Source organism: Mycobacterium sp. NGS58 (assembly GCF_059812385.1).
Map to the genome: position 1 here is coordinate 140,185 of NZ_JCALCO010000003.1, position 22,127 is coordinate 162,311.

The 22,127-nt window shown below is 66.5% G+C and carries 18 protein-coding genes and 1 pseudogene; 11 read left to right on the top strand and 8 right to left on the bottom strand.

From position 1 onward, the window contains the following. The first annotated feature begins 78 nt into the window (after nucleotides 1–78). Together AC5Y4H_RS04265 and AC5Y4H_RS04270 are read left to right on the top strand one after the other, a co-directional pair. Complete coding sequence (locus tag AC5Y4H_RS04265; RefSeq protein WP_499978825.1) at nucleotides 79–1,119, top strand: M23 family metallopeptidase; 1,041 nt, start codon at nucleotides 79–81, stop codon at nucleotides 1,117–1,119. A 1-nt stretch (nucleotide 1,120) separates the two neighbouring features. Beyond that, nucleotides 1,121–1,711: a hypothetical protein gene (locus AC5Y4H_RS04270; RefSeq protein ID WP_499978826.1), complete on the top strand. Its 591-nt coding sequence runs from the start codon at nucleotides 1,121–1,123 to the stop codon at nucleotides 1,709–1,711. 87 nt (nucleotides 1,712–1,798) lie between these two features. Here AC5Y4H_RS04270 and pcrA read toward each other — a convergent pair whose 3' ends face one another. Then, nucleotides 1,799–4,201 carry a DNA helicase PcrA gene (pcrA, locus tag AC5Y4H_RS04275; RefSeq protein WP_499978828.1) on the bottom strand — a complete coding sequence of 801 codons (2,403 nt, stop codon included), beginning with the start codon at nucleotides 4,199–4,201 and terminating at the stop codon, nucleotides 1,799–1,801. A 379-nt stretch (nucleotides 4,202–4,580) separates the two neighbouring features. On the opposite strand from pcrA, the gene AC5Y4H_RS04280 reads away from it, so the two are divergent. Together AC5Y4H_RS04280 and pgi are read left to right on the top strand one after the other, a co-directional pair. Continuing rightward, nucleotides 4,581–4,901, top strand: a complete 321-nt coding sequence (locus AC5Y4H_RS04280) for a chorismate mutase (RefSeq protein ID WP_499978830.1) — start codon at nucleotides 4,581–4,583, stop codon at nucleotides 4,899–4,901. 130 nt (nucleotides 4,902–5,031) lie between these two features. Then, entirely contained in the window at nucleotides 5,032–6,696 is a 1,665-nt protein-coding gene (gene pgi / locus AC5Y4H_RS04285; RefSeq protein ID WP_499978831.1) for a glucose-6-phosphate isomerase, read from the top strand. Nucleotides 6,697–6,699: 3 nt separating this feature from the next. Here pgi and AC5Y4H_RS04290 read toward each other — a convergent pair whose 3' ends face one another. The 4 genes and pseudogenes from AC5Y4H_RS04290 to cobF all read right to left on the bottom strand — a co-directional run bounded on the left by AC5Y4H_RS04290 (nucleotide 6,700) and on the right by cobF (nucleotide 9,105). Next, nucleotides 6,700–7,449: an SDR family oxidoreductase gene (locus AC5Y4H_RS04290; RefSeq protein ID WP_499978832.1), complete on the bottom strand. Its 750-nt coding sequence runs from the start codon at nucleotides 7,447–7,449 to the stop codon at nucleotides 6,700–6,702. A gap of 41 nt (nucleotides 7,450–7,490) precedes the next feature. Beyond that, nucleotides 7,491–7,949, bottom strand: a complete 459-nt coding sequence (locus AC5Y4H_RS04295; protein WP_499979165.1) for a zinc finger domain-containing protein — start codon at nucleotides 7,947–7,949, stop codon at nucleotides 7,491–7,493. Nucleotides 7,950–8,111: 162 nt separating this feature from the next. Continuing rightward, nucleotides 8,112–8,453: pseudogene (locus AC5Y4H_RS04300) on the bottom strand (DNA-formamidopyrimidine glycosylase family protein); the annotation flags it as partial. Continuing rightward, on the bottom strand, nucleotides 8,359–9,105 hold the full coding sequence (gene cobF / locus AC5Y4H_RS04305; RefSeq protein WP_499978834.1) for a precorrin-6A synthase (deacetylating): 747 nt from the start codon (nucleotides 9,103–9,105) through the stop codon (nucleotides 8,359–8,361). The pseudogene AC5Y4H_RS04300 and the gene cobF, both read right to left, overlap by 95 nt. A 124-nt stretch (nucleotides 9,106–9,229) precedes the next feature. Here cobF and AC5Y4H_RS04310 point away from each other — a divergent pair, with 124 nt between their 5' ends. From AC5Y4H_RS04310 to AC5Y4H_RS04325, 4 genes are all read left to right on the top strand, one after another. After that, nucleotides 9,230–10,135, top strand: a complete 906-nt coding sequence (locus AC5Y4H_RS04310; RefSeq protein ID WP_499978836.1) for an AurF N-oxygenase family protein — start codon at nucleotides 9,230–9,232, stop codon at nucleotides 10,133–10,135. Nucleotides 10,136–10,389: 254 nt separating this feature from the next. Next, a complete protein-coding gene (locus AC5Y4H_RS04315) occupies nucleotides 10,390–11,370 on the top strand; it encodes a DUF4873 domain-containing protein (protein ID WP_499979168.1) in 981 nt (326 codons plus the stop codon). Nucleotides 11,371–11,767: 397 nt separating this feature from the next. Then, the gene (locus AC5Y4H_RS04320; RefSeq protein ID WP_499979171.1) at nucleotides 11,768–12,490 is read left to right on the top strand and encodes an STAS domain-containing protein; all 723 of its coding nucleotides are present in this window, start codon (nucleotides 11,768–11,770) and stop codon (nucleotides 12,488–12,490) included. Between the two features lie 112 nt (nucleotides 12,491–12,602). Next, nucleotides 12,603–13,469, top strand: coding sequence for an LLM class flavin-dependent oxidoreductase (locus AC5Y4H_RS04325; RefSeq protein WP_499978838.1), 867 nt, complete (start codon nucleotides 12,603–12,605; stop codon nucleotides 13,467–13,469). 105 nt (nucleotides 13,470–13,574) lie between these two features. On the opposite strand, the gene AC5Y4H_RS04330 is transcribed toward AC5Y4H_RS04325, so the two are convergent. Continuing rightward, nucleotides 13,575–14,381: an enoyl-CoA hydratase/isomerase family protein gene (locus AC5Y4H_RS04330; RefSeq protein ID WP_499978841.1), complete on the bottom strand. Its 807-nt coding sequence runs from the start codon at nucleotides 14,379–14,381 to the stop codon at nucleotides 13,575–13,577. 74 nt (nucleotides 14,382–14,455) lie between these two features. Between AC5Y4H_RS04330 and AC5Y4H_RS04335 the strand changes: the two genes are divergently transcribed. Next, the gene (locus AC5Y4H_RS04335; RefSeq protein WP_499978843.1) at nucleotides 14,456–15,373 is read left to right on the top strand and encodes an SAM-dependent methyltransferase; all 918 of its coding nucleotides are present in this window, start codon (nucleotides 14,456–14,458) and stop codon (nucleotides 15,371–15,373) included. 13 nt (nucleotides 15,374–15,386) lie between these two features. On the opposite strand, the gene AC5Y4H_RS04340 is transcribed toward AC5Y4H_RS04335, so the two are convergent. Both AC5Y4H_RS04340 and AC5Y4H_RS04345 read right to left on the bottom strand, forming a co-directional pair. Next, a complete protein-coding gene (locus AC5Y4H_RS04340; RefSeq protein ID WP_499978844.1) occupies nucleotides 15,387–17,327 on the bottom strand; it encodes a fumarylacetoacetate hydrolase family protein in 1,941 nt (646 codons plus the stop codon). Then, the gene (locus AC5Y4H_RS04345) at nucleotides 17,324–19,600 is read right to left on the bottom strand and encodes an ATP-dependent DNA ligase (protein WP_499978845.1); all 2,277 of its coding nucleotides are present in this window, start codon (nucleotides 19,598–19,600) and stop codon (nucleotides 17,324–17,326) included. Before AC5Y4H_RS04345 ends, AC5Y4H_RS04340 begins: the two co-directional genes overlap by 4 nt. Nucleotides 19,601–19,728: 128 nt before the next feature. On the opposite strand from AC5Y4H_RS04345, the gene AC5Y4H_RS04350 reads away from it, so the two are divergent. Continuing rightward, nucleotides 19,729–21,255: a mannitol dehydrogenase family protein gene (locus AC5Y4H_RS04350; protein WP_499978846.1), complete on the top strand. Its 1,527-nt coding sequence runs from the start codon at nucleotides 19,729–19,731 to the stop codon at nucleotides 21,253–21,255. Then, nucleotides 21,252–22,106, top strand: a complete 855-nt coding sequence (locus AC5Y4H_RS04355) for an HAD family hydrolase (RefSeq protein ID WP_499978848.1) — start codon at nucleotides 21,252–21,254, stop codon at nucleotides 22,104–22,106. Before AC5Y4H_RS04350 ends, AC5Y4H_RS04355 begins: the two co-directional genes overlap by 4 nt. Nucleotides 22,107–22,127 lie beyond the last annotated feature (21 nt).

Here is a 22,127-nt window from a genome sequence, read left to right on the forward strand (position 1 = left end):
GTCACGATACGAGGACATTTCAGGTTGTCCCAGCACCGTTTTGCCCGGTCTTCTGCCGTAACTGAAGGCGTCGTGAGGGTGGGTCGCGCGGCAGGCGCCCGATGGGCCGAAGCCCCGCATCGCACCGAAGTCACGGAAATCCTTCCGCTCGACGGCTTTGACTTCGACGACTTCGATTTCAGCGACGACGCCGGCGAGCTCGGTGACCTGGACTTCAGCAACGACTCTCCCTTCGACAACGAAGCGCAGGTGCTGCTGGCACCCGAACTCGACGACCTGCACGAGGCCGACGACGTGCGCCCAGTCTGGCTGGCCGCACCCGTCACCGAGGTGCTGCCCCGGGTGATCGTCGAGCCGCGCGGCGAGCGACGTCCGGCCCGCTCACACACCGACGTCGTAGGCGTCCGCCGCGCAGGACAACACCGCAAGCAACCGACCAGCGCGGCCCGGGGCCGCCTGCTGATCTCGGCGATGGCGGCAGGTGCCGCCGCCGCGGCCGCCCACACGGCCACCGGCCACGCCGACACCCCCAAGACCGACGCCGTGCTGACCGCCAATGCGTCGGCGCTCACCGGCGGGGCGGGCACCAACACCGTCCGCGGGCCGCAGGTGATCGCCGCCGCGCCGGCGGCCACCGCCGCGCTGCACAACCAGGAGCTCGCCAAGGGTGTCGCCTTCGCCAACGACCGCGCCGAGCGCGAGGCGCGGCTCTCCCAGCCGCTCTACGTGATGCCGACCAAGGGCATCTTCACCTCCAACTTCGGCTACCGCTGGGGCGTGCTGCACGCCGGTATCGACCTGGCCAACTCCATCGGGACACCGATCTACGCGGTGTCCGACGGCGTGGTCGTCGACTCCGGTCCGGCGAGCGGCTACGGGATGCTGGTCAAGCTGCGCCACGCCGACGGGACGGTCACGCTCTACGGCCACATCAACACCACGCTCGTCAGCGTCGGTGAGCGCGTGATGGCCGGCGACCAGATCGCGACGATGGGCAACCGGGGCAATTCCACCGGCCCGCACCTGCATTTCGAGGTGCTGCAGGGCGGCACCGAACGAATCGACCCCGTGCCGTGGCTCGCTAAGCGTGGTCTTACAGTCGGCAACTACGCTGGCTGAGGTGACCGAGCCGAACGAAGAACCTTCCGGTCCGCGTCCGTCTGAGCCCACGCCCGAGCACGATCCGCCCTCCGACTCACGGACCCGGATCATCCGGCGCGCGCCCACCGGGCCCATCCCGACCACGCCGGACGCCCCGACCACACACATCGCCCCCCAGTCGCCGCCATACCGCGCCGGTTCTCGTGCGGGTCGCACCGGTTATGCCGGAGTACCGGCCCTTGAGCCCTCCGATCGGACGGCCGTCGCCGCGTGCGCGGTGAGCATCATCAGCGGCTGGGCCACGTCGGTGGTGGCCACCGATCTGATCGCCGGTTGGTGGCGAACCGATCGCCTGTTCTGCATCGCGGTCGCGTTCCTGGCAATGGTGTTCGCGGGCACCACGGTGTCCGGCGTGATCATGCTGCTGCAGCGCCGCTCGATCAGCCGCTACCTTCTGATGGCCGGCGCGCTGGTCGCCTTTCTCACCTACGTCGGGGTGTTCATCGCCGGGGCCCGGGTCGCGTGGGTGGTGCACCTGCTGCCGATCTTGCCGATCGCCACGGTGGTGCTGGTGCTGCTTCCGCAAACCAAACGCTGGCTAGAGGCCTGACCTTCGCCGAACCTGCACCGAGGGGGACGATTTCGCCGATTTTCCAACCGGAGTGCACGTTCGACGCGGTTGATCGTCGCCCCGGGGCTAGATCTTGCTGAGCGGGGCGTGGTTGTGCATCAGCTTCACCCGGCCCGAGCTGCCGAAGTCGATCAGCGACATCGCCGATTCTCCGACGCCGGACACCTCCTCCACCCGGCCCAGCCCGTACTTGTCGTGCGTCACCCGGTCGCCCGGTGCGAGCACCAATAGCGGGCGTTTGCTCATCCCCGAGCGGGTCGGGGCGGCCCGCGGCGTGCCGAACCGGCCGGCACCGCTCACGGGCGCGCTGAATGACGGGGCGGGCGCCGCGCGACGCCATTCGATGAGTTCCTGCGGAATCTCCTGCAGAAAGCGCGATTCCGGGTTGAGCATGGGTTGTCCCCAGGAGGACCGGACGATCGCCCTGCTCAGGTAGAGCCGTTGGCGGGCACGGGTGATCCCGACGTAGGCGAGCCGCCGCTCCTCGGCGAGTTCCACCGGGTCGTCCAACGACCGCATGTGGGGGAACATGCCGTCCTCCCAGCCGGTCACGAATACCACAGGAAACTCAAGGCCCTTGGCGGTATGCAGCGTCATCAAAGTGACCATGCCCGCGCCGTCTTCGGGGATCTCGTCGCTATCGGAGACCAGCGAGACCCGCTCCAGAAACTCCGCCAGCACACCGGTATCCGGCACGTCTTCGTCTTCGGGGGTTTGCAGGGACTCCCCCAGTGCCGCGGCGTTGGCCCGATCGGTACTGAATTCGTGCGCCACGCTGACGAGTTCGTTGAGGTTGTCCAACCGCGCGAGTTCCTGGGGATCGGTGGAGGATTCGAGTTCCCGGCGGTAGCCGGTGCGTTCGAGCACAGACTCCACCAGGTCTCCCAGGTCGTCGTCCAGGCGTCCCCGCAGCTCATCCAGCAGCTCGACGAAACCGGCGATCGACTTCTCGGCGCGTGAATTCAGCATCGGCACTTTGCCTTCGGCCGCGGCCACGAGCGCGTCGGCGAAACTGGCGCCGGTGTTCTCGGCGTACACCGCCACGCAGGCCTCGGCACGATCGCCGATACCGCGGCGCGGCGTGTTCAGGATGCGCCGCAGGCTGACCGTGTCCCCCGGGTTGTCCAGCACCCGCAAGTAGGCGACGATGTCGCGGATCTCCTTGCGCTCGTAGAAGCGCACTCCCCCAACGACTTTGTAGGGGATTCCGGCGCGGATGAACACCTCTTCGAACGACCGGGACGAGTTGTTGGTGCGGTAGAAGACGGCGACGTCGTTGTAGGTGATCTCGCCCTTCTCGGCGAGCGCGTCGATCTCCTCGGCGACGAATCGGGCTTCGTCGTGCTCGTTGTCGGCGACGTAGCCGACGATCAGCTCACCGGCGCCTTCGGCGGTCCACAGCCGCTTGTCGCGGCGTCCGGAGTTGCGGGCGATCACGGAGTTGGCCGCGGACAGGATGTTCTGCGTCGAGCGGTAGTTCTGTTCCAGCAGAATGGTTGTCGCGTCCGGGTAATCGCGTTCGAAGTCCTCGATGTTGCGGATGGTGGCGCCGCGGAACGCATAGATCGACTGGTCGGCGTCGCCGACCACGCACAGCTCCGCGGGTGGCACCTCTCCGGATACCTCGTCAGTGCCGGGCTTGTTCGGCGCTCCCAGCTTCGCCTCGCCTCCGCCGTCTCCGGCGAGCCCCGCTGAACCGCCGCCGCGGCCGACCAGCTCGCGCACCAGCACGTACTGCGCGTGATTGGTGTCCTGGTACTCGTCGACGAGGACATGCCGGAACCGCCGCCGATAGTGCTGGGCGATCTGCGGGAAGGCCCGCAGCACCGCCACGGTTTCCCCGATCAGGTCGTCGAAGTCCAGCGCGTTGGCGGCCCGCAGCCGCCGCTGGTATTCCCCGTAAACGCTGGCCACGGTCCGGGACAGCTCGTCGGAATCGTCGGTCAGGTTCCCCACCGCGGCGGCGGGGTCGATCAGCTCGTTCTTCAGATTGGAGATGGCGTTGGCCAGCAGCCGTGGCGAGTAGCGCTTGATGTCGAGCCCCATGTCGCGCCCGATCATCTGCAGCAGGCGCCGTGAGTCGTCGGCGTCATAAATGGAGAAGTTGGAGTTGAGGCCCTCGATCAGGGACGCCTGGTTGCGGAGGATGCGCACGCAGGTCGAATGGAAGGTGGACACCCACATCGCGCGAGCCCGGTTGCCCACCAGGCGCACCACCCGTTCGCGCATCTCGGCGGCGGCCTTGTTGGTGAAGGTGATGGCCAGCACCTGACCGACCCCGACACCGCGTTCGGCGATCAGGTAGGCGATGCGGCGGGTCAACACCGCGGTCTTTCCCGAACCCGCGCCCGCGACGATCAGCAGCGGGGAACCCTCGTGCACCACCGCTTGGCGCTGTTGCGGATTGAGGCCCTCGAGCAGCTGATCTGCCTCGGAGGCCGGCTTGGCATCTGTTGCGTGCACACTCATGTCAGTCCAAACTTACCGCCGCCCACTGACGCGCAGCGCCTGGCATCAAACCACGTTAGTGGCCGGAGCCGCCGGCACGGCGTCACGCCGACTCGCGAGAATTCGGCGTGTCGGAATGCAATTTGTTGTCCGACGACGTAATTGCAATCACGGCAGAAATTCACAGCTAAACCGCGGTTTTTTGCACGTTTACTGTTTTTGATGGCAAACTCGATTCGTGCTCAACGTGCAGTGTCGGCGACGCTCCTCGACACAGGAGTGGCGCCGCCGATTTCCCTACGGGTACCGGTTCGCGGTGCCCGTGGCCTAACTGCTTCCGCAGAGCCCCGTGGTCCGCTTTCGGCACTCGGGGCTCGTCTTTTGTGAGGCCCGATACTGCATGAGACCAGAACCCCCACATCACGACGAAGACGCGGAGTCAGCAGAGATGAACATCGAGATGGCGGAGGCCCAGGAGGTCACCGACATAGACGAGTTGCGCCACGAGATCGACCGGCTCGACGCCGCGATTCTCGCCGCGGTGCAGCGGCGCACCGAGGTGTCGCGGGCGATCGGCAAGGCCCGAATGGCGTCCGGCGGCACACGGCTTGTCCATAGCCGCGAAATGAAGGTCATCGAGCGCTACAGCGAGCTCGGCCCCGAAGGCAAAGACCTGGCGATACTGCTGCTGCGGCTGGGCAGGGGCCGGCTGGGTCACTGACCGCGACCACCGGCCGCCGGGCGCAGAGCTCACCCCTGCACCTGGCTCCGTCACGCCACAGCCCATAGTGTCGAAGCATGACCCGCGTCAACGACGATGCAGAGCGAAGCGATGAAGAGGAGCGACGCCAATGACCTCCGTGCACATCCTCCCCGACATCACCGCCACCCCGGCGTGGGACGCCCTGCGCAGGCATCATGACCAAATCGGCGATACCCATCTGCGCCAGTTCTTCGACGACGATCCCGATCGCGGCCGCGAGCTGACCCTCTCCGTCGGCGATCTCTACATCGATTACAGCAAGCACCGCATCACGCGAGAAACGCTGCGGCTCTTGGTCGATCTCGCGCGCACGGCCAACCTCGAAGAGCGTCGCGACCAGATGTTCGCCGGGGTGCACATCAACACCTCGGAGGATCGCGCGGTCCTGCACACCGCGCTGCGCCTGCCCCGGGACGCCGAGTTGGTGGTCGACGGCGAAAACGTTGTTCAAGAAGTGCACTCGGTGCTCGACGCCATGGGCGAGTTCACCGACCGGTTACGCAGCGGTGAATGGACCGGGGCCAGCGGGAAACGGATCAGCACGGTGGTCAACATCGGCATCGGCGGATCGGACCTGGGCCCGGTGATGGTTTATCAGGCACTGCGGCACTACGCGGATGCCGGGATCTCGGCGCGTTTCGTCTCCAACGTGGACCCGGCCGACTTGATCGCCACCCTGGCCGACTTAGACCCCGCCACAACGCTTTTCATCGTCGCGTCCAAGACGTTCTCGACGCTGGAAACCCTGACCAACGCCACGGCCGCACGCCGCTGGATCACCGAAGCCCTCGGTGACGCCGCGGTGTCCCAGCACTTCGTCGCCGTCTCCACCAACAAGCGCCTCGTCGACGATTTCGGCATCAACACCGACAACATGTTCGGGTTCTGGGATTGGGTCGGCGGCCGCTATTCGGTGGACTCGGCGATCGGCCTGTCGGTGATGGCAGTCATCGGCCGACAAGCCTTCGCGGACTTCCTTTCCGGATTCCACATCGTCGACCGGCACTTCAAGACCGCGCCACTGGAGTCCAACGCGCCCGTGCTGCTTGGTCTTATCGGTCTTTGGTATTCCGACTTCATGGGTGCGCAATCGCGCGCCGTGCTGCCCTATTCCAATGACTTGGCACGTTTCGCGGCGTATCTGCAACAGCTGACCATGGAATCCAACGGTAAGTCGACCCGCGCGGACGGAAGCCCGGTCACCACCGACACCGGTGAAATCTTCTGGGGCGAACCGGGAACCAACGGGCAGCACGCGTTCTATCAGCTGCTGCATCAGGGCACCCGGTTGGTGCCCGCCGACTTCATCGGGTTCAGCCAACCGCTGGACGATCTGCCCACCGCCGAGGGCAGCGGCAGCATGCACGACTTGTTGATGAGCAATTTCTTCGCCCAGACCCAGGTGCTGGCATTCGGCAAGACCGCCGAAGAGATCGCTGCCGATGGCACGCCCGCGGACGTCGTGCCGCACAAGGTGATGCCCGGCAACCGGCCGTCGACCTCGATTCTGGCTAACCGGCTCACCCCGTCGGTGTTGGGTCAGCTGATCGCGCTCTACGAACATCAGGTCTTCACCGAGGGTGTGATCTGGGGAATCGACTCGTTCGACCAATGGGGCGTGGAACTGGGCAAAACCCAGGCCAAGGCCCTGCTTCCGGTGATCACCGCGGACGGCTCGCCGGAGCCGCAGTCCGACAGCTCCACCGACGCGCTGGTGCGTCGCTATCGCAGCGAACGCGGGCGAACCAGCTGAATCTCAGGCGAACATCTTGGTCAGCTGAGGCGGCAGCATCCGCATCACCTGCACCAGCGGTGCCCACGGCCACCACGGCACCGCGGCCCGGCCGGGCTCCCGTTCCATGGCGGCGACGAGGGCGTTGACGCCAGTTTCGTTGTCCACCATCAACATCGTGCTGTTCGACTTGGCCGTCATCTCCGACTCGATGTAGCCGGGCTCGATGACCGACACCTTGACGGGCCCCTTGGCGTATTCGGCGCGCAGCGATTCGCCCAGTGAGCTCACCCCGGCCTTGCTCGCCGCGTAGGCCGCCTTGACTCCCGGCACGCCCTTGTTGGCGAGCACCGAGGAGATCAGCACCAGGTGGCCTGCACCGGTCTTGTTGAACATCTCCAAGGCGGTCTCGATCTGCACCAGAGCCGACACCAGGTTGGTCTCGATGGTGGCCTTGTTGGCCCACAGCTTGCCGGACCCCAGTTTTGCGCCCTTGCCGATGCCGGCGTTGACGACGATGCGGTCGATGCCGCCCAGTTCGTCGCTGAGTTCGGCGAACACCTTGGGAACGGCCTCGTGGTCGTTGACGTCCAGCGCTGCGACCGCGATGTTGATGCCCGGATACTTCTGCGACAGCTCGGCTTTCAGCTCGTCGAGCCGATCGGTGCGGCGCGCGCACAGCGCAAGGTCGCGGCCCTTCGCGGCGAACGCGCGCGCCATCCCGGCGCCCAGGCCGGAGCTGGCGCCGGTGATGAGGATCTTCTGGCGAGTCATCGGGGCAGCATATCGACAGGTGTCAACTCGCGGTCCGGCGACTACTTCAGCAAACGCGACATGCGCCGGTCGGCCAGGATCTTGCCACCGGTCTGACACGTCGGGCAGTATTGAAAAGACTTGTCCGCGAACGACACTTCGCGCACGGTGTCCCCGCACACCGGGCAGGGCAACCCGGTGCGGGCGTGCACCCGCAATCCGGAGCGCTTCTCACCCTTGAGCGTGGCCGCCCCCTGCCCGACGGACCGGCTCACCGCATCGGTGAGCACCGAGATCATCGCGTCGTGCAGCGTGGCCAGCTGCGCGTCGGAGAGCTTGCCGGCGGTGGCGAACGGCGAAATGCGGGCGACGTGCAGGATCTCGTCGCTGTAGGCGTTGCCGATCCCGGCGATCACCTTTTGGTCGGTGATGACCGTCTTGATCCGGCCGGTGTTCCCCGCCAACAAATCGCCCAGCGCGTCCACGTCCAGGTCCAGCGCGTCCGGCCCGAGGGCGGCGATCCCGGGTACCTGCGCCGGGTCGTCGACCAGCCACACCGCCAGGCGCTTCTGGGTGCCGGCCTCGGTGAGGTCGAAGCCGGGTGCCTCACCCGGCGTGCCCAGGTGCACTCGGAGCGCGATCGGGCCCTTGCCGGGCCGCAGCGGCGCCACGGCCAGTTTGTCCGACCACCGCAACCAGCCCGCCCGCGACAGATGCGCGATCAGGTAGAGGTTGTCGCTCCGCAACCCGAGGTACTTGCCCCATCGCTCCGCCCCCACCACGGTCTGGCCGTGCAACGCGCTGATCGGCGGGTCGAAGGTCTTCAACACGGACAGGGCGGCGATGTCGACCCGGCCGATCGTCAGGCCGACGGCATGGCGCCGCAGATGGTCGACCAGCGCTTCGATCTCGGGTAGTTCGGGCACAGTTTCAGTGTGCCGGTCTAAGCAAATAGGTGTCCATGATCCAGCCGCGCCGGGCGCGGGCTTCGGCTCGCAGCGAAACGATGCGGGGTCCCACTTCACCGACGGTGCCCGCGATGAGCAGTTCGTCATCGGTGCCGAGGTAGGCGCCCCACCAGATTCGCGTGTCGGGCGGACAGACCTGGAACGAGCAGTCGGCGTCGAGCATCACCACGGCGGATCCGGGGATCGGCCCGCGGTTGCGCAGTTGCCTGCCTGTGGTGATCAGAACGGGTTCGCCGACCTCGTTGAGCGGGATGCGGTGCCGCGCGGTCAGCGCCTGCACGGCGGTGATGCCCGGGATGACGTCGAATGTGAAGTCGACCCGGGCCGCCACCGCGTCGAGGATACGCAAGGTGCTGTCGTAAAGCGACGGGTCGCCCCATGCCAATAAGGCCCCGACGCCATCCGGCCCCAGCTCGGCGGAGATCGCGTCGGCCCAAATGGCCGCGCGCGCGGCGTGCCAATCCGCAACCGCGTCCCGGTAGTCACCATCGGCCGTCCGCTTCGGGTCGGGCAGCTCGACGAAGCAGTAGCCCGGCTCACGGATGAAGCGGTCGCAGATCTCGCGTCGCAGCGCGACCAGGTCGCTCTTCTGCTCGCCCTTGTCCATCGCGAAGAAGACCTGGGTGTCGTTGAGCGCCTCGATCGCCTGCACCGTGATGTAGGCGGGGTCGCCGGCACCGATGCCGATGACGTGAATGTGCCGGCCCACTACGTCGCCTCCCGATGCTCGTTGCCCGTCAGATTGCCGAATCGCGCCCTTCACCATCTAGCCGGGACCGCAAGTACCCAGTACCATGGGTACCGTCTGAAGCACCCAATGGAGGGAGCGGCGCATGACCTCAGCGGTGAAGCCGGCAGGGCCCAGTCGCGAAGAATTCTCCGATCGCCTGCTGAAGGGCTCGGTCAAGAAGTCTTATGAGCCCGTCGTCGACATTGACTGGGACGCCCCGCTCGACCCGGACAAGTTCTATCTGCCAGCGCGGCTGGTGTCGCTCTACGGCACGCCGATGTGGGACGAGATGACCCGCGAACAACAAATCGAGCTGTCCCGCCAGGAACTGGTCAACACCTTGTCGGCCGGCATCTGGTTCGAGAACATGCTCAACCAGTCGCTGCTGCGCACGATCCTGCACGAGGACCCGACGAGCAAGTCGACGCATTACAAGCTGACCGAACTCGGCGACGAGACCCGACACATGGTCATGTTCGGCAAGGCCATCGAACGCGTCGGCGCCAAGCCGGTACGCCCGCGGCGGTTCCACAGGATGATCATCAACTTGCTGCCGTTGGCTTTTCAGCGCGGCTCGATGCTCTGGGTGGCGGCCCTGATCGGTGAGGAGATCTTCGACTCGCTGCAGCGCCAGATGATGGACGACCCGGAGCTGCAGCCAATCATCCAGCGGCTCATGCGTATCCACGTCACCGAAGAGGCGCGCCATATTCAGTTCGCTCGCGACGGCGCCCGCAAGCGCGTCGTCGAGATGCCCGGGCTCAACCGCTGGTTCATGGCCAACATCAACGGCCTGGGCGGCTACTTTTTCAACTACCTGTTCAGCAACCCCGTCCCTTATGCGCGAGCGGGTCTCGACCCCAAGCGGGCCCGAAAGGCCGCGCGCACCAGTCCGCATCGGCGCGACGTGCAGGTTGCCGGCTTCGCTCCACTGGCGGCGTTCTTGACCGAGGTCGGCCTGATGGGCTCGATCGCACGGCGCGGCTGGAAGCGCAGCAGATTTCTGTGACACAGCCGGGCGACCGCGCCGAGCACCGCTGTCACATCGCCGTGGTCGGTGCGGGCGCGGCCGGCAGGAGCGCCCAAACCGCCTTGCTGGCAGCCGGTTTCACCGATCTCGTCGTCCTCGACGAACGCGTTGAAAGGTCACGCTTCGACGACGGCACGGACACCTGGCTGTTGACGACGGCCGATGGTGAAGTCTTTCGGTCCGACATCGTCGTCGCCGCCTACCGTCCGGTCCAGCGGCCGTGGCGGCCCCGCATCGCCGGAAGCGACGGGTTTCGCGGCGAGTCGTTTCACGCCGCGGCGTGGGATCCCGGATTCGATCCGTCCGGCAAGCACATCGCGGTCGTCGGGACCGACGCCTCCGCCGCACACCAAATTGATCGGCTGGCCCACACGGCGGCATCGGTCACCGTGTTCCCCCACGCCCCGCGTCGCGTCGTCAGCGAGGTGCCGGCGTGGTTCACGCGGGTCACGCGCTGGCCGCGCCGCCACATTCGGCGGGCCGGCCGGCCCTCGGTCGTGATCGACGCGTCGGGCATCGAGGCGCTGACCGCGTCGGGGGTGCGCACCCGCGATGGTGTCGACCACCGCGTCGACGCCATCATCTACGGCACCGCATTCTTCGTTCCGCAGGACGTCGCCGATGAGACGTTGGTCGGCGCGGCCGGACTGCCGATCCGTCGGGCCTGGCACGACGGCATGGAGCCGTTCTACGGGGTGGCCTTTCACGGGTTTCCCAACTACTTCTTCATCACCGGACCCGATCCGGACGCGCAGGCGCGCTACGTCGCCGAGTGCCTGAAAGCCATGGGGCGCACCGGCAGTCGTCGCATCGAGGTGCGTGCCAGCAGCCAGCGGGTGTTCAATGAGCGGGCTCAGTTGCGTGCCGCCGAGCCGCCGCCGGTGGCATCGGCCTTCGACCTCTCGGCCAGTACGCCCGCCGGCGAAGACACCTACGACGGCGCCGCCATGCTGGAAATCGCCGGCACCCGTCACTCGGTGCGGGTCCGGCTCACCGGTCATCTGGACCCGATCGACGGCCACTACCACTGGCAGGGAACGGTGTTCGGTTGCGCCTCGGAACCGTTGTCCGGCGAAATCCTCAAGCAAGCGCGGACCGGCACGCTAACGGTCGGTGAGCGCAGCGCGCCGGCACGCATCGTCGAACGAACGCCCTGGGGGACTCATTCGGTCGCTGGGGTGGGCGCGCCCCCGTACGTCCTGAGCAACCACTGAGCCATCCGCACCGGCCGACCGGGCAGTGCGCCGGTCGTGCCTTCGCGCTGGTTGAAGCCCCGGTCACCAGACATACCTAAAAGTTTGGCGGAACTCAGCGTGTGGTAATCCCGAAGAAAGTCGGGTGCTGCGCGTTGGGTTCATGGGGCGTCGCGTCGCGTGGTCGACTTCCCCACGGTGGAGGGCCGCATGGTGGTTTCGTTGCGAGCTTGCGATACGGATTTGCCGGATCCCGATCGCAGCCTGCAGTTTCCGACGGGATCGAGGCCGCCGGGCCTCCGATTAGACTTTTGCCGCTGAGAGCGGATACTCAAGCAATCGGCCCGGCAGAATGCGAGGAGCGCGAAATGGAACCGGACGTCAGGACCGGGCCGGGATGAGCCCGGTGGCCGTGGCAATGCGGACAGATGACTCGGTTGCCGTTCTGACCGTCGACGGTGAGCTTGATGCCGCCCAAGAGACTCCACTCCGCGAACGCATCCTCAAGGCCAAGTTGGATGACGCCGCCGCCGTGATAGTTGACGTCTCCGGACTCAAGGTGCACACCGAATCGGCATGGTCGGCCTTAATGGGCGCGTATTGGCAGCTCGGCAGCGTCCCCCACATTCCGATCGTGTTGGTCTGCACCGACCGGACGGCCCGCGAAGCGATCACCCGTAGCGGCGTCGCCCACTTCATGCCCATCTACTCGAGCGAAAAGGCCGCGTTCAAGGCGCTGGGCCAGAATAGCCGTCGCCCGGTGCGGCGCGCCGATGTTCAGCTTCCCGCCGACCTGACCAGCCTGCGCGAATCGCGGCGCTTGGTTCGCGAATGGCTTACCACCTGGTCGCAGTCCAAGCTCATTCCGGTGGCCCTGGTGGTGGTCAACGTATTCGTGGAGAACGTGCTCGAACACACCGCCAGCGTCCCGGCCGTGCGAATCGAAGCGCAAGGCACCACCGCGACCATTGCGGTGTCCGATGCGAGCGCCGCGCCCGCGATACGACTTCCGTCGCCGAAGAAGGGCATCGACGTGTCCGGGCTGGCGATCGTCGAGGCGTTGTCTCGAGCCTGGGGCAGCACGCCCACCTCGTCGGGTAAGACGGTGTGGGCTGTCATCGGCCCCGAGAACCAGCTGTAGTCCCAAACCCGCTCTAGTCGACGACCCCCTGCTCGTCGCGCCAACTCCCGGTTGTGCTGAAACTAGAACACGTTCTAATGTCGAGGGACGACCCTTCAGGAAGGCAGATGACGTGCGGTTTACCTATGCAGAGGCGATGACTGACTTTAGGTACTACATCCCGCTGGCCAAAGCAGCCGAGGCGGCCGGCTACGACGCCATGACGATCGCCGACAGCATCGCCTACCCCTTCGAATCCGACTCGAAGTACCCCTACACCCCGGACGGCAACCGCGAGTTCCTGGACGGCAAGGAGTTCATCGAAACCTTCGTGCTGACTTCGGCATTGGGTGCGGTGACCACCAAGCTGCGGTTCAACTTCTTCGTGCTCAAACTGCCCATCCGGCCACCGGCGTTGGTGGCCAAGCAAATCGGCTCGCTGGCCGCGATGACCGACAACCGGGTGGGTTTCGGAGTCGGCACCAGCCCGTGGCCCGAGGACTACGAGCTGCTGGGCGTCCCGTTCGCCAGGCGCGGTAAGCGGATGGACGAATGCATCGAGATCATCCAGGGGCTCACCACTGGTGACTATTTCGAATTCCACGGCGAGTTTTACGACATCCCGAAGACCAAGATGACGCCGGCCCCCACCAAGCCCGTTCCGATTCTGATCGGCGGGCACGCCGATGCGGCACTGCGTCGCGCCGCGCGCCTGGACGGCTGGATGCACGGCGGCGGCGACCCCGAGGAGCTCGACCACCTGCTGGCCAAGCTCAACAAGTTCCGCGAAGAGGCCGGCAAGACCGGGCCGTTCGAGATCCACGTCATCTCGGCCGACGCCTACACCGCGGACGGCATCAAACGCCTCGAGGACAAGGGCGTCACCGACGTCATCGTCGGATTCCGGATCCCCTACATCAAGGGCAATGACACCGAGCCGCTGGACAGCAAGATCCGCAACCTGGAGATGTTCGCCGAGAACGTGATCGCGAAACTCTAGCGGCGGTCACAAGCGCGGCGCGGCCGGGCGCAGTGGGCCGCCGCCATCAGGCCCCGACGGCGGCACGAGCGCGGCCGCCGGTCGCCGGTCGCCGCGGGAAAAGCGTTACAGCACATCCCATTTCGGTGCGCGCTTTTCCCGGTGCGCCATGGCCGCCTCGACGGGGTTGTTCGTGAAGCCGCTGAGGATCTGGGTGCGGTTCTCGATCTCTATGGCATGGCGCAGGCTGGGCGCGTCCAGCGCGGCGTTGAGCCCAATCTTGGTCTGCCACACGCCGTATGCGTTGTTCTCGGCGATCGAGCGGGCCAGCTTGAGCGCGGCCGGCATCAGCTCATCGGGGGCGACGACCTCGTGCACCAACTTGATGCGATAGGCCTCGGCCGCGTCGATGATGCGGCCGGTGAGCATGAGTTCGCGCGCCACCCCGGCACCGACGATCTTGGGCAGCAGGTAACTGGTACCCATGTCCATCGACGAGAAGCCCGCCTTGATGAACACGGAACCGAACCGGGCCCGCTCCGAGGCGACGCGGATATCGCAGACCAACGCGAACGCCAGGCCACCCCCGACGGCGACACCGTTGACCGCGCCGATCACCGGCAGGTCCATCTCGTAGATCCGGGTGTACAGGTTGGCCAACCGAACCTGGGAGTCGTAGTTGACTTTGAACGCCGGCGTGGTCGGCCTGCTCTGCGTCCACGCCTGACCGGTGCCGCTCAAGTCCGCACCGGCGCAGAATCCGCGTCCGGCGCCGGTCAGGATCGCTACCCGATACTCACCTTTGTCCAGCACGTCCAGGGCCTGATGGACGCCGTCGATCAACGACCCGTCGATGGCGTTGAGGCGCTCGGGCCGATTCAGGCTGATGCAGGCGATGTTCTCTTCGAGAGGTTCCAGTGTCACTGCAGGCATAGGGGAACCGTAGGCGACGACGCAATTTACCGGCGAGGCATACCGTGGTTTGCGACCGCATCGAAGGAGAAGCCATGGCACGAACCGAAGGTGACACCTGGGACCTGGCCAACAGCGTGGGGGCCACCGCCACCATGGTGGCCGCGGCCCGGGCGGCCGCCACCAGACGCCCACAACCGGTCGTCACCGACGAGTTCGCAGAACCGCTGGTGCGCGCCGTCGGGATCGACGTGTTCACCAAGTTGGCGGCCGGCGAACTCGATTCAGCCGACCTCGAGGATGGCGTCGCATTTTCGCGGATGGTGGACACATTCGCCGCCCGGGCCCGGTTCTATGACGATTATTTCGCTGCGGCGGGCCAGGCCGGCCTACGCCAGGTGGTGATCGTGGCCTCGGGTCTGGATTCGCGGGCCTACCGGCTGCGGTGGCCGGCCGGGACGACGGTGTACGAGATCGATCAGCCGGAGGTGATCGCGTTCAAGACGGCGACGCTGGCCGAGATGGGTGCGGCCCCGACCGCCGAACTCCGCACGGTGGGTATCGATTTGCGCGAGGATTGGCCGGCGGCTTTGCAGGCGGCGGGCTTCGATCCGGCGCAGGCGACGGCATGGCTCGCCGAAGGAGTGCTGATCGGGTTCCTTCCGCCCGAGGCCGAAGTCCGCTTGCTGGACGCCATCATTCCGTTGTCCAGCGAGGGCAGCCGGTTCGCCGCCGACTTCGGGACCGTCGCCCCGGCCACGCCAGAGGGACGGGAACAGTCCCGGCGCTCGACCGAGGGCTGGCGAAGGCACGGGCTCGATTTGGACATCGCCGGTTTGGCCTACCCGGGCGAACACACCGACGTCGCCGCACACCTTGCTGCAAACGGGTGGGATACCACCACATTTGGGCTCACCGATTTGTTTTCCGCCGCGGGTCTGCCGGAATTGGGGCCCGTCGAGCACCAGGTTCCCGCCGCCACGATCAGTTTCGTCAGGGCGATGCGGCCCTAGCCGGCGCAACTGGTCACGCGGACCGTTTGGCCAGCCATTCGGCCTGCATCACCAGCAGGGCCATGACCTCCAATTGCGGTGTCTGCGGGTCCAGTTCGCGGTATCTCTGGTAGACGTTGACGACGACGCGCTCGGCGTCCAGCCAAGTCGCGTACTCGCCGAGGTCGATGGTGTCGGCGGCCTCGGCCCACGACAGCCCCCGGCGGTGCGCGGCCTCCGCCTGTTCGGCAACATGCACGAGATAGCCACGTACCGCGCGGATTCCATCTGGATCGGTGACCGGGCCGTGGCCGGCGACCACTGTCGCCGCGTCCAGCGCGATCATCGCGTCGCACGCCGCGACCCAGTTGCCGATGGGGCCCGCCCACACGATGGGCGTGCAACCGATGAACAGCAGGTCACCGCCGAACAGCACGCCCGCATCGGGCACGTGCACCACCGAGTCGGCGGCGGTGTGCGCGGGACCCAGGTTCAGCACGTCGATCCGCCGTCCGCCGACCTCGACACACAGCGTGTGCTCGAAGGTCTGATCGGCGTTGCGCAGCGTGATGTTGCTGAAGTCGAAGTGCCCGAATCGTTCTCGCGTGTACGGGGTGGCCACCGGCCCGAGGTTGGCGGTTTGCGCCATGGCCAGCATCTCCGGCGCCATGCCGTGCTCGATCTCCTCGGCGGTACCGCGCGCCGCGATGATGCGCACCGACGCGTCCAGCAGTTGGTTGCCGTGGGTGTGGTCGCCGTTGGAGTGAGTGATCACTGCGTCGGTGATGGGCGCCGACCCGGTGATGGGTCGCATCGCGGTGAGCATCTCGCGCGTCAGTGGCAGGTCGAACAGAGTGTCCACCAACAGGGACGCACCCTCGCCGGCGATCAGGCCGGCGTTGCTCCACCCGTAGCCGCCATCCGGCAGCGTCCACGCCCACACCCGGTCGGCGACCTGATGTAGCCCGCGGGTGTAGGGGACCCGTGTCGGTGCCCGGTTGACCCGCTGCGCGACGGGCATGGCATCCGGATTGGGCCGGGGGGCCAACGCGTGTGGCGCGCTGCTCGCGCGGACGATTTGCCGGGTCTCCCCCAAGCCCTGGACCCGCAGCGTGACGATGTCGCCGTCGTGCAGCCATCCCGGAAACGATTCCAGCGCGGCAGGATTGAGGTGCTCGACCAGGGTGCAGGTGGGCACCGTCCCGGAGCCGATGACGTCGCCCGGATTGAGGGTGACGCCGCGCGAGGCGTAGGAGATGACTTCGCCGAAGGTCCAGTCCATCTGGGCCGTCGACCCCGTGCCGATGACCTTGTCGTTGACCAGGGCGGTGACCTGCAGGTCCAGCCTGGCGTCGCGGCGGTAGGGCTCGAGCTCGTCGGGGGTCACCAGGTAGGGACCCAGCGTCACCCCGCTGTCCTTGCCCTTGCCCTGTCCGATCCCCAGTTGGCTTTCCATCTGTTGCAGATCGCGCGCGGACCAGTCGTTGAAGATGGTGTAGCCGATGATCGCCTGCTCGGCCTGTTCGACGGTGAGGTCCTTTCCGCCGGTCCCGATGACCGCGGCGATCTCCAATTCGAAGTCCTGCCAAGCGCTGCCGGGCGCGGTCGGCGCGTCGTCGTACGGCCCTAAAACGGTTGCCGGGCAGGCGAAGTAAAACGCCGGGATTCGGTACCAGCTGTCGGCCAGCAGCCGCCCGGCGCCCAGCGCGGCTTGGCAGTTGCGCATGTGGTCGAGGAAGCACAGGGAATCCCGGATCGACGGCGGACGCGGAATGGGTGCCAGCAGTCGTACACCGGCGGCAGGCACCGTGGCCGCAGGAGAACGCTGCGCCTCCTCACCCGCTTGCCGCAGTCCCTCAGGGCCGCGCGCGACGAGGTCGAGCAGCGCCGCTCCCGGCGGCATCGCATAGATGGTGTCGCCGGAGAGGACCCCGACGCGCTCGCCGTCATCACCCTGGTAGGTAACCCATTTCACTCCCGGACCACCTCGCTCGCTTCCTTGTCCGTCCGCAGCCCCCGCCAACTCGATTGGCGCAGCCGGTTGTCCGGGGTCCACTCGCTGTAGCGCACCTCCCCGACGAGAACCGGCTCCACATAAGTCACGCCCCGGGCTTCGCTCCGGGGCAGCGGTGGGTGGAACGGGGATTCGTCGGTATGCAGCGGCGCCAGCGTCTTCTTCAAGTTAGCCAGGTCACGTTCGGTGAATCCGGTGCCGACGCGGCCGGCGAAATGCAGGCCGTCGGCGGTGGGGATGCCCATCAGCAGTGAGCCGATGCCGCTGCTACGTCCGCCCTCTCCTGCCTTCCAGCCGCCGATCACAACCTCCTGGGTGTTCCAGTGCTTGTCCTTGATCCACGACGACGAGCGCCGGCCGGGCTGGTACGTGGAGTCACGCCGCTTGGCGATCACCCCCTCCCAGCCGCGCTTGCCCGAGTGTTCCAGCGCTTGTGCGCCATCTCCGGGGAGTAGCTCGGGGACGATGAGATCGCTGCTGGCGCCGAGCATTTCCAGCACCTTTCGCCGGTCCCGATAGCTGGCCCGCAGTAACGAGCGGCCGTCGAGGTACAACACGTCGAACGCCCAGAATTCGACGCGTGAGCCTCGGCCCCGGTTCTGCATCTCGTGGAAGTTGGGCACACCCGAAGGATCCAGGACCACGGCCTCTCCATCGAGGATCACGTGGTGCTCGGCGAGATCTTCGGCCAGCGAACGCAGTTCAGGATATTCACCCGTCACTTCGCGCCCGCGCCGCGACCGTACCCGGATGGTGCCGTGGTCGACCTCGAGCAAAAGCCGGTAACCATCCCATTTGCCTTCGAACGCCCATTGGCTCGGCTTCAGGGTCGCCACGGAACCGTGGGTGGCCAGCATGGGGGCGATCGTGTCGAACTCGAAGACCTTCTGGTCTTTCATCCGGTGCGCCAGCCACTGGTCCCCGTTGGTCTGGATCAGTGCATAGCGTCCGGAGATCTTGCTGCCGTGCAGATTGACGATGACTTCGCCCTTTTCGGCGGAGTCATTGAACTTTTCGGCCTCGTAGGTCCCGGAGTCCCAGATGATCACCTTCCCCGCGCCGTACTCCCCTTTGGGGATGAGGCCCTCGAACCCGCCGTATTCGAGCGGATGGTCCTCGGTGTGGACCGCCAGATGGTTCACCGAGGTTGTTTCGGGCAGGTTCTTCGGCACCGCCCACGACACCAGCACGCCGTCTCGCTCCAGGCGGAAGTCGTAGTGCAGCCGACGGGCGTGGTGCTCTTGGATGACAAAGCTATTACCCTGTCCCACAGCGGGTTTCGGCGCCGGAATCGGCTCCGGAGTTTTCGATGCATCGCGCATGCTGCGGTATTTACTCAGTCGATCCGGTACCGGCGCTTGTCTTGCCGAGGCGTCCAGCTCCGCAAGCAGATCGCCGTCGCGGGCGACCCGGTCCAGCACCTCGTCGTACCGCAGCTGGCGCAGCGATGGGTCGTCGAGTTCCTCCCAGGTGCGCGGCGCCGCGACGGTGGGTTGTTCACGTCCGCGCAGCGAGTACGGCGCGATGGTGGTCTTGGCGCCGTTGTTCTGACTCCAGTCCAGAAAGATCTTCCCGGCCCGCAGGCTCTTGGCCATGGTCGACGTCACCAGCGTGGGCATCGTCTTTTCCAGTTGTTGCGCAACACGTTTGGCCAACACCGTTGCGCCCTTGCTGCTCACCGGCTCCTGCAACGGCGTGTAGAGATGCAGGCCCTTGCTCCCGCTGGTGAGTGGATACGTGGGCAGCCCGATTCCGGTGATCAGCTCGCGCACCGCGCGCGCCACCTCGGCCAGCTGGGCCATCGTGACGCCTTCGCCCGGGTCGAGGTCGAACACCAGTCGAGTCGCGGGGCCGGGCTTCAGTTCTTCGGCCCGGCTGCGGGTCCACTCGGCGACGAAGCGCCACTGCGGTACGTGGACCTCCAGCGCGGCCTGTTGGGCGATCCAGGCCAGCCCGTCGACGCTGTCGATGATCGGATACGTCGTCGTTCCGGATCGATGGGTCACGCTGGCGCGTGGCAGCCAGTCGGGCGCCGACGCGGCCAGTTGCTTCTCGAAGAACGATTCTTCATCGACGCCGTTGGGCCAGCGCTTGCGCGTCGCCGGACGCCCGGCGATGTGCGGGATCATCGCCTCGGCGATTTGCGTGTAGTAGTCGAAGATCTCGCTCTTCGTGGTTCCTGTGGCGGGATACAGCACTTTGTCGGCGTTGGTCAGTTTCACCCGCGGCGCCATGCTGTCAACCTACGCGTTTCGCGCGTGTTAACCGCGTTGACCACCGGTAATCGCGCGCCGTCAGATTAATGGTGTGACATGACCCACGGATGGGTATACCCACCGGCCGTTCGGGGCACAGGAACACGATGTTTGATCTGATCCCCTCCCCCTGGCGTCCAGAAAGCGGCGTCCCGCTGAGCGACGCGACACTACGACTGCACTCGCAACGAGTCGACGTTCCGACGTACGACCGGTCGGCCCTCGGCCGCGGAGTCGTCCACATCGGCGCGGGCAACTTCCACCGCGCACACCAGGCCGTCTACTTCGATGACCTCGCTCGCTCGGGCATTTCGGGACGTTGGGGGGTCACCAGCGTCAGTCTCCATTCCCCCGACCTCAAACACCTGCTATCGGCGCAGGACGGGCTGTACACCGTCGTACAGCGGGGCCACGACCGCCAGACCGCCCGCGTGGTCGGCTCGATCGGTTCCGTTCATTACGCGCCGAACGACGGCGCGGCGGTCCGCGACGCCCTGGCGGACCCGCAAACCCGCATCGTCAGCCTGACCATCACCGACAACGGATACTTCCTGAATCCGGTCACCGACGAATTCGACGCCGACCACCCCGACGTGCGCGCTGACCTCGTCGCCTCCGGCAGCTACGCCACGGCATGGGGATACCTGGCCGAAGCTCTCGATCGGCGTCGCCGCGCTGGCGTCGCGCCGTTCACCGTGCTGTGCTGCGACAACGTTCCCGGCGATACCCAGCCGGCAAGAACCGCGCTGGTGTCGTTCGCCGCGCTGAAGGATCCCGGGCTTGCCCGCTGGATCGAGACGCACGTCGCGTTCCCGTCGACCATGGTCGACCGCATCACCCCGCAAACCACGAAATCGGAACGCACGTTCGTCGAGGAGACGTTCGGTGTCGCCGACAGATGGCCAGTGGTGACCGAGCCGCACAGCCAATGGGTGATCGAGGATTCGTTCAGCAACGGGCGGCCACCGCTCGACGAGGTCGGTGCCGAATTCGTCGCCGATGTCAGCGACCACAAGTTGATCAAAACCCGCCTTCTCAACGGCACCCACATCGCACTCGCGTGTCTGGCCATCCTGGCCGGCTACCAGCGCACCGACGAAGCGATGCGCGACCGCGTCATCTTCGATTACGTGGACAAGCTGCTGCGCGACGAAATTCAGCCGCTGCTGCCCGCGGTTCCGGGGATGAACACACCTGAGTACCGGGACACCTTGCTCGATCGGCTCAGCAATTCCCGGATGAGTGACCAGCTGTCGCGGCTGGCCCGCCGCGGCACCAGCAAGATCGCGACGTTCGTGCTGCCGTCTTTGCAGGAGGCGATCGCGCAGGGCAGGCCGCACACACTGTTGATGGTGGCCGTCGCCGGATGGGCCCGTTATATGCGGGGCCACGACCTCGACGGGCGCAAGCTCCGCCTGGAAGACTCGCAGGCGATACCGGTGGCCAGGCTGGCCAATATGGCACGCAGCAATCCTGATCCGCTGCTGAGACATGAGATGTTCGCCGAGGTGCGCGCGGTTCCCGGTTTTGCCGAGCGCCTGGGCGCCATGATCGCCGAAATCGATGACCGCGGTGTGGTGCCCACGCTGCGCGATGCCTTGCGCAACGAGGAGTGGGAGTTGGTGTCGCGATGAGTGGGCTTACCTTTGTGCGCGCCTTCGACCCGGCGCCGATCACGACCTTGCTGTGCGACGCCGATGACAACCTGTTCGGGTCGGAGAGGCCTGCGTTCGACGCGTCGACCGAGGTGACCAACCGTTTCCTGGCCAGGTTCGGTGTCACCGCGCCGCTCAGTTGCGAGGAGCTGCGCAAGCGGGCCGTCGGAAAAAACTTCCGTAACACGGCCCTCGACCTGGCGGTGCAGTGCGGAGTGCCGCTCGATGAGGCGTTGGTCCAGGGCCGTCCCGCAGCGGTGGTCGCCTCGGCCGGCGACTTCGCGGGCGGCAACGCGTTGTCCGCCGACGAGCTCGAGCAGTGGGTGCGCGAGGAGCGCGAGCGGGTCACCGCGCATCTGGCGGTCACCCTGACCCCCGATCCGGAGGTGCTGGAGCCGTTGCGAAGCCTCGCGGGCCGCTACGCGCTCGCGGCGGTGAGCTCCAGCGCCACCGGGCGCCTTCGCGCGTGCTTCGCCGCCACCGGCCTCGACTCGCTCATATCGGAGGCGGTCACTTTCAGCGCGGAGGATTCGCTTCCTGTGCCGACGAGCAAGCCGGACCCGGCGGTGTACCTGCACGCCGGGCAGGTACTGGGCGTCGCCCCGGAACAGGGGCTGGCCATCGAAGACTCCGTGGCCGGCGTGACATCCGCGGTCGCGGCCGGCTACGCCACCATCGGCAACCTGATGTTCGTGCTACCTGACGAACGAGATTGCCGCCGTGAGGAATTGATCGATGCCGGAGCGGTCGCGATCACTGATTCGTGGCGCGCGATCGCGGATGTGCTGCTGTTATCTGCAATGCCGGCTGAAGGATCCCGAGCCGGATGACGATCCGGGCATCGACCCGGG

What these genes read in the sequence shown, in the direction of transcription:
- pcrA (WP_499978828.1), bottom strand. Translation starts at nt 4,201, where the DNA reads ATGAGTGTGCACGCAACAGATGCCAAGCCGGCCTCCGAGGCAGATCAG.
- AC5Y4H_RS04280 (WP_499978830.1), top strand. Translation starts at nt 4,581, where the DNA reads ATGAGACCAGAACCCCCACATCACGACGAAGACGCGGAGTCAGCAGAG.
- pgi (WP_499978831.1), top strand. Translation starts at nt 5,032, where the DNA reads ATGACCTCCGTGCACATCCTCCCCGACATCACCGCCACCCCGGCGTGG.
- AC5Y4H_RS04290 (WP_499978832.1), bottom strand. Translation starts at nt 7,449, where the DNA reads ATGACTCGCCAGAAGATCCTCATCACCGGCGCCAGCTCCGGCCTGGGC.
- AC5Y4H_RS04310 (WP_499978836.1), top strand. Translation starts at nt 9,230, where the DNA reads ATGACCTCAGCGGTGAAGCCGGCAGGGCCCAGTCGCGAAGAATTCTCC.
- AC5Y4H_RS04320 (WP_499979171.1), top strand. Translation starts at nt 11,768, where the DNA reads ATGCGGACAGATGACTCGGTTGCCGTTCTGACCGTCGACGGTGAGCTT.
- AC5Y4H_RS04330 (WP_499978841.1), bottom strand. Translation starts at nt 14,381, where the DNA reads ATGCCTGCAGTGACACTGGAACCTCTCGAAGAGAACATCGCCTGCATC.
- AC5Y4H_RS04335 (WP_499978843.1), top strand. Translation starts at nt 14,456, where the DNA reads ATGGCACGAACCGAAGGTGACACCTGGGACCTGGCCAACAGCGTGGGG.
- AC5Y4H_RS04345 (WP_499978845.1), bottom strand. Translation starts at nt 19,600, where the DNA reads ATGGCGCCGCGGGTGAAACTGACCAACGCCGACAAAGTGCTGTATCCC.
- AC5Y4H_RS04350 (WP_499978846.1), top strand. Translation starts at nt 19,729, where the DNA reads ATGTTTGATCTGATCCCCTCCCCCTGGCGTCCAGAAAGCGGCGTCCCG.
- AC5Y4H_RS04355 (WP_499978848.1), top strand. Translation starts at nt 21,252, where the DNA reads ATGAGTGGGCTTACCTTTGTGCGCGCCTTCGACCCGGCGCCGATCACG.